The following is a 10149-nucleotide window of genomic DNA, read 5'->3' as shown; positions in this document are numbered from 1 at the left end:
CGCTGAGATCATCCAGCACTCCGGCGGAGCGATCGGAGCCGCCTGGCTCATGATCGCTCTGCCCCTGGTGGGAGCCGCGGTCCTCCTGCTGGGCGGCCGGAGGACCGACAAGTTCGGCCATCTGCTGGGCGTGCTCATGGCCGTCGCGTCCTTCGTGGTGGCGGCGCTGTCGTTCGTACAGCTCCTCGGCTTCGCCCCGGGCGAGCGCCGCCGCGGGATCGAGCTGTACGACTTCATCCCGGGCCTGGCGAAGGTGGGCCTGCTGGTCGACCCGCTGTCGATCTCGTTCTGCCTGCTGATCACGTTCGTGGGCTCACTGATCCACATCTACTCGATCGGCTACATGGCGCACGACCCGAACAGGCGGCGGTTCTTCGCCTACCTCAACCTGTTCGTCGCGGCGATGCTCCTGCTGGTGCTGGCCGACAACTACGTGGCCCTGTTCGTCGGCTGGGAGGGCGTCGGCCTCGCGTCGTACCTGCTGATCGGGTTCTGGCAGCACAAGCCGTCGGCGGCGACCGCGGCCAAGAAGGCGTTCATCGTCAACCGCGTCGGCGACTTCGGCCTGCTGATCGGCATCTTCACGATCTTCGCGACGTTCCACACGCTGGCCTTCGACGGCGTCCTGGCGAACGCCGACAAGGCGTCCTCCGGCACGCTCACGGCGATCGGCCTGCTGCTTCTGGTCGGCGCCTGCGGCAAGTCGGCCCAGCTCCCGCTGCAGTCCTGGCTCCTCGACGCGATGGAGGGCCCGACCCCGGTCTCGGCCCTCATCCACGCGGCGACCATGGTCACCGCCGGCGTCTACCTGATCGTCCGGTCCGGCCCGATCTTCATCGGCACCGAGACCGCGCAGCTCGTGGTGACGATCGTCGGCGTCGCGACGCTGCTCGCCGGTGCGATCATCGGTACCGCCAAGGACGACATCAAGAAGGCGCTGGCCGGTTCGACGATGTCGCAGATCGGCTACATGGTGCTCGCCGCGGGCATCGGCCCGGCGGGCTACGCCTTCGCGATCGCGCACCTGATCACGCACGGCTTCTTCAAGGCCGACATGTTCCTCGGCGCGGGCTCGGTCATGCACGCCATGAACGACGAAGTGGACATGCGGAAGTACGGCGCGCTGCGCAAGGTCATGCCGCTCACGTTCTGGACGTTCCTCATCGGCTACCTGGCGATCATCGGGTTCCCGCTGCTGTCCGGTTACTTCACCAAGGACGGCATCATCGAGACCGTCATGGAGCACAACGCCGTCCTCGGCTGGCTGGCCGTGCTCGGCGCGGGCATCACCGGCTTCTACATGTCGCGCCTGGTGTTCATGACGTTCTTCGGCACCAAGCGCTGGGAGCCCACGGCCCACCCGCACGAGTCGCCCGCCGTCATGACGGTCCCGCTGATCGTCCTGTCGATCGGCGCGGTCGTCCTGGGCTGGTTCCTCATCATGGGCAACCGGTTCATGACCTTCCTCGCGCCGGCCGTCGGCGCGCCGGAGGAGATGCCCTCGTTCCACCCGTTCAGCGTCCCCGGCCTGGCCACGCTCGCGCTCGTCGCGATCGGCGCGGCCTTCGCCTGGATGAAGTACGGCAGGGCCGAGGTGCCCGCGGTCGCCCCGCGCGGCTCGTTCCTCACCACCTTCGCCCGTCGTGACCTGTACGGCGACGCCCTGAACGAGGCGCTGTTCATGCGCCCCGGCCAGTGGCTGACCCGCCTGGCCGTGTTCTTCGACAACCGCGGCGTCGACGGCCTCGTGAACGGCCTCGCCGCGGGCATCGGCGGCACGTCCGGGCGCCTGCGCCGGGTCCAGACCGGGTTCGTCCGCTCGTACGCGCTGTCGATATTCCTGGGTGCCGCCGTCCTGGCCGGTGCCTGGCTCGTCGTAGGGAACCTGTGATGCCCTGGCTTTCAACCCTGATGGGCGTGTCCGTACTCGGCGCGCTGGGCGTGACCCTTGTCCGCAACGACAAGCTCGCCAAGCAGTTCACCCTCGTGGTGTCGCTGATCGTGCTGGCGCTGACCGTCGCCATGGCGGTCCAGTTCAGCCCGAACGGCGACAAGTTCCAGTTCGCCGAGACGTACGACTGGATTCCCGCGTTCGGCGTCCACTACGGCGTCGCCGTGGACGGCATCGCCCTGGTGCTGATCCTGCTGTCGGTGATCCTCGTGCCGATCGTGGTGCTCGCCTCCTGGCATGACGCCGAGGCCGGCAAGCGCTCGGTCCGGACGTACTTCTCGCTGCTGCTCGTGCTCGAGGCCATGATGATCGGCGTCTTCGCGGCGACCGACGTCTTCCTCTTCTACGTCTTCTTCGAAGCCATGCTGATCCCGATGTACTTCATGATCGGGTCGTACGGCGGGGCGCAGCGGTCGTACGCGGCCGTGAAGTTCCTGCTGTACTCGCTGTTCGGCGGGCTTCTGATGCTGGTGGCGGTGATCGCGCTCTACTCGATCGCCGGCAAGGGCACGTTCATGTTCTCCGACCTGGTCGGGACCATCCAGGACGTGACGACGCAGAAGTGGCTGTTCCTCGGCTTCTTCATCGCCTTCGCGATCAAGGCGCCGCTGTGGCCGTTCCACACCTGGCTGCCGGACGCCGCCGCCCAGGCCCCGGCCGGTGCGGCCGTCCTGCTGGTCGGCGTGCTGGACAAGGTCGGCACGTACGGCATGCTGCGCTTCTGCCTCGAGCTGTTCCCCGACGCCGCGAAGTTCTTCACGCCGCTGGTCATCACGCTGTCGGTGATCGGCATCGTGTACGGCGCGATCGTGGCCATCGGGCAGACCGACATGAAGCGGCTCATCGCCTACACCTCGGTGTCGCACTTCGGCTTCATCGCGATGGGCGTGTTCGCGATGACCACCAGCGCGGGCGCGGGCGCCACGCTCTACATGGTCAACCACGGCTTCTCGACCGGTGCGCTGTTCCTGATCGCGGGCTTCCTCATCTACCGCAGGGGCTCGCAGTTCATCGCCGACTACGGCGGCGTGCAGAAGGTCGCCCCGATCCTCGCCGGGACGTTCCTGGTGGCCGGTCTGTCCAGCCTCTCGCTGCCCGGGCTCAGCACGTTCGTCAGCGAGTTCATGGTGCTGACCGGCACCTACCAGCGGTACGTCGTCCCGGCGGTGATCGCGACGGTCGGCGTCATCCTCGCCGCGATCTACATCCTGTGGATGTACCAGCGGACGATGAACGGCCCGACGGCCGAGTCGGTCAAGTCGCTGCCCGACCTGAACGCCCGGGAGAAGTGGGTGGTGGCGCCGCTCGTCGCGCTGCTGCTGGTGTTCGGCTTCTATCCGAAGCCGCTGCTCGACGTGATCAATCCCGCCGTGAAGGACACGCTGTCCAGTGTGTCGGTCACGGACCCGCAGCCGGCCGTACCCGTTGCTCAGGAGGGCCAGTAGTGAACGGCACCATTGAGGCGCCCACGATCGAGTACGCCCTGCTGGCGCCGCTGCTCGTCGTCTTCGGCGCGGCGATCGTCGGCGTGCTTGTGGAGGCGTTCGCCCCGCGCTACCTGCGCTCGGCGATCCACCTGCCGCTCACGCTGCTGTCGCTGGCCGGCGCGTTCGCGCTGGCCGTCTGGCAGGCGGTCAAGGGCGTGCCGACCAAGCCCGCCGCGATGGGCGCGGTGGCCGTGGACGGCCCGGCCCTGTTCATCTGGGGCACGATCCTCATCCTCGCCTTCGTGAGCGTGCTGCTCATCAAGGACGAGGAGCACTTCGTCGGCTCCGCCGCGGCCGTGCCGGGCTCGGCCGAGGAGGAGCAGTCGCTGGTCGAGCGGGCCGCGCACACCGAGGTCTACCCGCTGCTGCTGTTCGCGGTCGGCGGCATGCTGCTGTTCCCGGCGGCCAACGACCTGCTCGTGGCGTTCGTCGCCCTCGAGGTCATGTCGCTGCCGCTGTACCTGCTGTGCGGCCTGGCCCGGCGCCGCCGCCTGCTGTCGCAGGAGGCCGCGGTCAAGTACTTCCTGCTGGGCGCGTTCTCCTCGGCCTTCTTCCTGTACGGCACGGCCCTGCTCTACGGCTTCGCCGGGTCGGTCGACCTCGTGAAGATCAACCAGGCGCTCGGCGCGGTCGGCGGCCAGGACACGCTGCTCTACATCGGCGCGGCCATGCTCGGCGTCGGTCTGCTGTTCAAGATCGGCGCGGCGCCGTTCCAGGCGTGGAAGCCGGACGTCTACCAGGGCTCGCCCACGCCCATCACCGCGCTGATGGCCTCCGGCACCCTGGTGGCCGCCTTCGGCGCGCTGCTGCGGGTGTTCTGGGTCGGTCTCGGCGGTCTCGACTGGGACTGGCGTCCGGTGCTGTACGGTGTGGCGATTCTCACGATGGTGGTCGGCGCGGTCCTCGCGATCACGCAGACCGACATCAAGCGGATGCTCGCCTACTCGTCCATCGCGCACGGCGGCTTCCTGCTCATCGGCGTGATCGCCACCGGCCACACCCAGGCCGAGAACACCTCGGCCCTGTCCGGCCTGCTGTTCTACCTGGTGGCGTACGGCTTCACCACGGTGGGCGCGTTCGCGGTCGTCACCATGGTCCGCGACGCGGGCGGCGAGGCGTGGCACCTGTCCCGCTGGGCCGGTCTCGGCAAGCGCTCGCCGCTGCTGGCCGGAGTCTTCGCGTTCTTCCTGCTGGCCTTCGCCGGTATCCCGCTGACCAGCGGGTTCTTCGGGAAGTACGCGGTCTTCCAGGCGGCCGTCGCCAACGGCGCCACGCCGCTGGTCATCATCGGTGTGGTCGCCTCGGCCGTCGCCGCGTTCTTCTACGTCCGTGTGATCGTGCTGATGTTCTTCAGCGACCCGGCCGCCGACGGCCCGTCCGTCGTGCTGCCCTCGCGGGGGACCGCGGCGGTCGTCGGTGTCGCGGCATTGGCTACGGTAGTTCTCGGGGTTTATCCCCAGCCCGTGCTGGACCTCGCGCACACGGCAGCACAGTCCCTGTTCGTCCGATAGGAGATCTCCGTATGGCCGCGCCGCCCGTTGTGGACATTCCTCTCGTAGACGAGCGGCTGGCCGACGACCTCGCAGGCGGGCTCGCGGCGGTGGAGAAGCTGCTGCGCTCGTCGGTCGAGAGCGAGGACGCCTTCGTCACCCAGACGTCCAGGCACCTCATCGAGGCGGGCGGCAAGCGGTTCCGGGCGATGCTCGTGCTGCTGGCCGCCCAGTTCGGCAACCCCGACGCCCCGGGCATCGTGCCCGGGGCCGTCGTCATCGAGCTGACCCATCTGGCCACGCTCTACCACGACGACGTGATGGACGAGGCTCCGGTGCGCCGGGGCTCCCCGTCCGCCAACGCCCGGTGGGACAACACCGTGGCCATCCTCACCGGCGACTACCTGTTCGCCCAGGCGTCGGAGATCCTCGCCGACCTCGGCGCCGAGCTCATCCGGATCCAGGCGCGTACGTTCTCCCGCCTGGTGCGCGGCCAGATCCGCGAGACGATCGGGCCCGCCGAGGGCTCCGACGCGATCGCCCACTACATCGGCGTGCTGGCCGACAAGACCGGCTCCCTGATCGCCACCTCGGGCCGCTTCGGCGCCATGCTCGCCGGCGCGCCCGCCGAGGTGGTCGACCGCCTGACCGACGCCTGCGAGGCGATCGGCGTGGCCTGGCAGCTCGGCGACGACCTGATCGACGTGGCCGCGCCCACGGCCGACTCGGGCAAGACCCCCGGCACCGACCTGCGTGAGGGCGTCCGCACGCTTCCCGTGCTGTACGCCCTGACCTCCGACGACCCCGCGGACGAGCGGCTGCGCGCCCTGCTGTCCGGGCCGGTGGCCGAGGAGGACGTCGAGGAGGCGCTGACGCTGCTGCGGGCCCACCGGGCCATGGACCAGGCCCGCGACGAGCTCACCCGCTGGATCGGCCGGGCCAAGGCCGCCCTCGCCGGCCTGCCCGACATCCCCGCTCGCACGGCCCTGATCGCGCTGTGCGACTACGTCGTCGAGCGCACCGGCTGACCGGCTTGTAGGGGATCATTGGCCGGGTGAAGATCGGCCGGCTCGCGGTCCTGTGCCTCCTGGCGGCGGCCTGCGGCGGCACGCCACGCACGGGCACGCCCGCCACCCCGGCGCCGGAGAGCCCGATGCCCGCCGGCGCCGTCATCATCGACAAGGACCAGACCCTCGCGCCCGGAGCAGGCAAGGGCGAGGCGCCGTCGCTCGCGGATCTGTTCGCCGCTGCTTCCCGGGGGTCGGCTTCGCCCGTGCCCTCTTCCCGCAGGCCGGCCTCGCCCGTGCCCGCTACCCCCGCTCCGACGCCGTCCGTTCAGCAGGTTTTCGAGGGGAGGGCCTTCGGGAGGGGGCGGCCGGCCGCGGTTCCCAACCCCGGCGGGCCCGGCGACCCCCGGCTGCGGCAGGCGCTGCTCGTCCACTACGAAGGGGCCGGCGAGTCGGTCATGACCCCGGCCGCGGTCGTCGCTCTGCCCGCCGCCGTGGACGACGCCTCGCGATTCCTCGCACTCCGTCAGGTGGCCGGGGGGTCCGAGGGGCCTCCCGCCTGCCGGGCAGTGGCCGGGGGAGCGTGGCGCGTCGTGCTGCGCGACTTCAACCGGCCCGGCGTGCGGATCGCGGCGACGCTGCTGAGCGCGATGAGCGACGAGGCGTGGAAACGGTCGGCGGAGTTCTCCGAGACCATCGTCACCGGGCCCGCCCCGATGCTGGCGAACCTCGGCGATCCCGCCGTGATGGGCTCCTGCCGGACATCCCCCGGGGAGGAGGGCTACCCCATACGCGTGCGGCCGTTCCCCGTGCCGCCTCTCGGCGCCCGGTCCTGGGCCTTCCGAGTCATGGAAGGGAAGACGGTCACCCAGTGGGTCGAAATGGTGCAGACGCCGCGTTATGTGCTGGAGATCCGGGTCCCCGACCAGTGGCCGAAGCCGCGTGTCGACCCCGCCGTACTGCTGCCGCGAATCGCCGAGGCCGCGTACGTCAGGGCCGAGGCGGCGCTGCGGTGACATCGGTGACGGGGTGGCTGTTGTCGGCGACCGTCACCCGGGCGGGACGCCGCGGGGGCGTGCGGCGCTCTCGTGAGGTCGTCTACTTCTGAGTGGCGAGCCACTCGTCGAAGGTGGTCGGCGCGATGCGGGCGCCCTTCCCGGGCAGCAGCACGTCGCCGGCCATCTCCGTCCCGAAGAGTCCCGCCCAGGTCGGCACGAGCTTGACCGTCCGGCCGCGTGCCGCGAGGGTGCGCCGGGCCATGTCGACGAGGTCCTGCGGCTCGGGACCGGCCACGTCGGCGTGGCGCCCCTGCGGATCGCCCACCGCGATCTCCGCGAGGACGTCGGCCACGTCGGCGGGCGCGATCGGCTGCACCAGCAGCGGCGCGATCGTGGCGACGCCGTCCTGCTCGGTCCAGCTCGCCACCATCCCGGCGAAGTCGTGGAACTGCGCGACCGGCACGATCGTCCATGGCACTCGACCCGCGGAGACCAGGCGCTCCTGCTCGCGCTTGCCGGCGTAGTGGGCGTTGCCCTCCACTCCGTGGATGCCGATGATCGAGAGCAGCACGTGGTGGCGGACGCCCGCCCGTTCCTCGGCGGCGAGCAGGTTCGTGGTGGTCGTGCCGAAATACCTCACAGACTCGTCCCGGTCGGTCGCCTCCGAGCTGATCGCGTCGACGACGGCCTCGACACCGTCCAGGGCCTTGTCGAGCCCCTCGCCCGTCAGCAGGTCCACGCCGAGCGAGCGGCTGACGCGTACGACGTCGTGGCCGTCCCGTTCGAGGGCGGCGACGGTGAGCTTGCCGATGTTCCCGGTCGCGCCGGCGACTGCGATTCTCATGGTCTCTCCTTCGCTAGACGCCTCGGATGCTATCTCGGACAAAATAGATCCGCAATATCTTCGATAGACTGTCGGGCATGAAGCTGCCTGCGAGCACAGAGTGGGTGTTGCACTGCGCCACGACGCTGGCGCAGCTCGAGCCGGGAGCCACCGCGTCGGCGGCGCAACTGGCGGATTATTACGACGTTCCCGCTCCCTACCTGGCCAAGCAGCTACAGGCGCTCGTCCGGGCCGGTGTGCTGACCGCGATGACGGGCCCGCGCGGTGGCTTCCGGCTCGCGCGGGCGGCTTCCGACATCACGTTGCTGCAGATCGTCGAGGCGGTCGACGGCGCCTCCTCGCCGTACGAGTGCCGCGAGATCCGCCAGCAGGGACGGGGGGCGCTGCCCCCCGAGGACTGCCGGCGCATCTGCGTCATCGCCGAGAAGATGACCGACGCGCACCGCGCGTGGCGGAGCAGCCTCGCCGGGGTGACGCTCGCCGACATCCTCGCCGAGCTGCCCGAGTGGGCGCCTGCCCGCACCCGGTCACGCCTGTCGGCCACACGCTGACGTCAGCGGCCCGCGAGGAGTTCGACGACGGGGGCGAGGGCGTCGGCGAAGAAGCCGTTGACGGTGATGTAGGACAGGCCCAGCTCGTCGCGGCGGCGCAGCAGCGTGCCGGCCATCTCGCGGGGCGAGCCGCGCAGCACGGCGGCGGCGTCCGGCGACGGGGCGGTCAGCCCGCCGGGCACCCACGGGGGCGGTTCCTCGCCCACCTGGAGCAGGTTCATGCTCAGCTCGATGTCGTCGAACCTCGCCCCGGCCATCTCCCGTAGCGCGCCGACGGGCCCGCGCAGGCCCTCCTCCGACGTGGCGGGGGGTACGGCGAGCGCGACGGTGTCCGCCTCCTCCGCGGCCAGCGCCAGCATGCGGGGACCGGCCCCCGCGACCATGATGGGCGGCCCCTGACGTTGCACGGTGGTCCTGCTCCCGGCGAAGGCCGCCCGCACCTCGCCGATCACCGACCGCACCAGCGCCACGCGCTCGCCCGCCGTGCCGTACGGCATGCCGAGCGCCCGGGCCTCCTCCTCGGCGGCGGGCCGGCCGGCCCCCACGCCGACCTCCAGCCGTCCGCCCGACAGGAAGTCGAGCCCGGCGAGCTCGTGCGCGAGCTGTGGGGGATTGCGGTAGGGCGCGGCGAGCACGAACGTGCCCACGCGCAGCGTCGTCGTGACGGTGGCCGCGGCGGTCATCGCGAGCAGCGGCGGCAGCGTCCCCAGTGTGTCGGGGACGAGCAGGGTCGAGTAGCCGAGGTCCTCGGCACGGCGGGCCGTCGCCGTCCACGCGGCGGCGTCGGGGGCCAGGCCGGCGACGATCCCGAAACGGAATTCCTTGCTCATGCGGCGATCCTCGCCGTCGCGGCCCATGCCGTCGTCACACCGCCGGAGGCGGACTCCGTACTCCGGGGGACGTATCAGACGGTCTCGAGCGCCGCCGCCGTACGTTCCTGGCGGGACGTACGGGCGGCGCGGATGCTGTCCCAGGTGAAGACGCTCAGTGCGAGCCAGACGACCACGAACCCGGCCCACCGGCTGGCCGGCATCGTCTCGTGGGCGATCAGCACCCCGCACAGGAACTGCAGCACGGGGGCGATGTACTGGAGCAGGCCGATGACGGTGAGCGGAACCCGCAGCGCGGCGGCCGTGAAGAGCATCAGCGGCACCGCGGTGATGAGGCCGGCCGTCACCAGCAGCAGCGCGTGGCCGAGGCCGTGATTGGCGAAGGTCCCCGTGCCGTCCGCCTGCAGGAAGAGCAGGTAGCCCAGGGCCGGCAGCAGCAGCACGAGCGTCTCGATGGTCAGGCTCTCCGCGCTGCCCACCCCCGCGGCCTTCTTGATCAGGCCGTACGTGCCGAAGCTGAAGGCGAGCACGAGGGCGATCCAGGGGAGACGCCCGTAGTCGAGCGTCAGGATGAGGACCGCGAGCGCGCCCAGCCCTACCGCGATCCACTGCCACCTGCGCAGCCGCTCGCGGAAGACCAGAACGCCGAACAGCACGCTGACCAGGGGGTTGATGAAGTAGCCCAGCGCGCTCTCCACCACATGGCCGGCGTTGACGGCGTAGATGTAGACGCCCCAGTTGACCGAGACCGTGACGGCCGCGAGGGCGAGGAGGAGGAATTGGCGGCGGGTCATGGTGCGGATCCAGGACCAGTGGCGGCGTACGGCGAGGACCGCGACCACCACGACCAGAGACCAGACCATTCGGTGGGCGAGGATCTCCACGGCGCCGGACGGCTTGAGCAGGGGCCAGTAGAGAGGGAACAGACCCCACATCGTGTAGGCGGCGACGCCATACAGGACACCACGGCGCGTATCAGGCATGACCCCCA

9 protein-coding genes are annotated in these 10149 nt (G+C 70.5%); 6 read left to right on the top strand and 3 right to left on the bottom strand.

Annotated elements, in window-relative coordinates; all coding sequences use genetic code 11:
- The first annotated feature begins 49 nt into the window (after nt 1-49).
- Genes nuoL through AAH991_RS07620 form a run of 5 tightly spaced genes read left to right on the top strand, consistent with a single transcriptional unit; the run spans nt 50 to nt 6951 of the window.
- The gene (gene nuoL / locus AAH991_RS07640) at nt 50-1891 is read left to right on the top strand and encodes an NADH-quinone oxidoreductase subunit L (RefSeq protein ID WP_346225151.1); all 1842 of its coding nucleotides are present in this window, start codon (nt 50-52) and stop codon (nt 1889-1891) included.
- Nucleotides 1891-3396: an NADH-quinone oxidoreductase subunit M gene (locus tag AAH991_RS07635; protein WP_346225041.1), complete on the top strand. Its 1506-nt coding sequence runs from the start codon at nt 1891-1893 to the stop codon at nt 3394-3396. The genes nuoL and AAH991_RS07635 overlap by 1 nt, the downstream gene beginning before the upstream one ends.
- Entirely contained in the window at nt 3396-4949 is a 1554-nt protein-coding gene (gene nuoN / locus AAH991_RS07630) for an NADH-quinone oxidoreductase subunit NuoN (RefSeq protein WP_346225040.1), read from the top strand. The genes AAH991_RS07635 and nuoN overlap by 1 nt, the downstream gene beginning before the upstream one ends.
- 11 nt (nt 4950-4960) lie before the next feature.
- Nucleotides 4961-5956, top strand: coding sequence for a polyprenyl synthetase family protein (locus tag AAH991_RS07625; protein WP_346225039.1), 996 nt, complete (start codon nt 4961-4963; stop codon nt 5954-5956).
- Between the two features lie 26 nt (nt 5957-5982).
- On the top strand, nt 5983-6951 hold the full coding sequence (locus AAH991_RS07620; RefSeq protein WP_346225038.1) for a hypothetical protein: 969 nt from the start codon (nt 5983-5985) through the stop codon (nt 6949-6951).
- A gap of 82 nt (nt 6952-7033) precedes the next feature.
- Here AAH991_RS07620 and AAH991_RS07615 read toward each other — a convergent pair whose 3' ends face one another.
- Nucleotides 7034-7777, bottom strand: a complete 744-nt coding sequence (locus tag AAH991_RS07615; protein WP_346225037.1) for an SDR family oxidoreductase — start codon at nt 7775-7777, stop codon at nt 7034-7036.
- Between the two features lie 77 nt (nt 7778-7854).
- On the opposite strand from AAH991_RS07615, the gene AAH991_RS07610 reads away from it, so the two are divergent.
- On the top strand, nt 7855-8328 hold the full coding sequence (locus tag AAH991_RS07610; RefSeq protein WP_346225036.1) for an RrF2 family transcriptional regulator: 474 nt from the start codon (nt 7855-7857) through the stop codon (nt 8326-8328).
- A gap of 2 nt (nt 8329-8330) precedes the next feature.
- Here the strand turns inward: AAH991_RS07610 and AAH991_RS07605 are convergent, their stop codons facing one another.
- Both AAH991_RS07605 and rarD read right to left on the bottom strand, forming a co-directional pair.
- Complete coding sequence (locus AAH991_RS07605; protein WP_346225035.1) at nt 8331-9158, bottom strand: LLM class flavin-dependent oxidoreductase; 828 nt, start codon at nt 9156-9158, stop codon at nt 8331-8333.
- Between the two features lie 74 nt (nt 9159-9232).
- The gene (rarD, locus tag AAH991_RS07600; protein WP_346225034.1) at nt 9233-10141 is read right to left on the bottom strand and encodes an EamA family transporter RarD; all 909 of its coding nucleotides are present in this window, start codon (nt 10139-10141) and stop codon (nt 9233-9235) included.
- Between the last annotated feature and the right edge of the window lie 8 nt (nt 10142-10149).

This window comes from Microbispora sp. ZYX-F-249, assembly GCF_039649665.1.
Taxonomy (GTDB): Bacteria; Actinomycetota; Actinomycetes; order Streptosporangiales; family Streptosporangiaceae; genus Microbispora; species Microbispora maris.
This window is presented reverse-complemented; position numbering and strand designations above follow the sequence as displayed.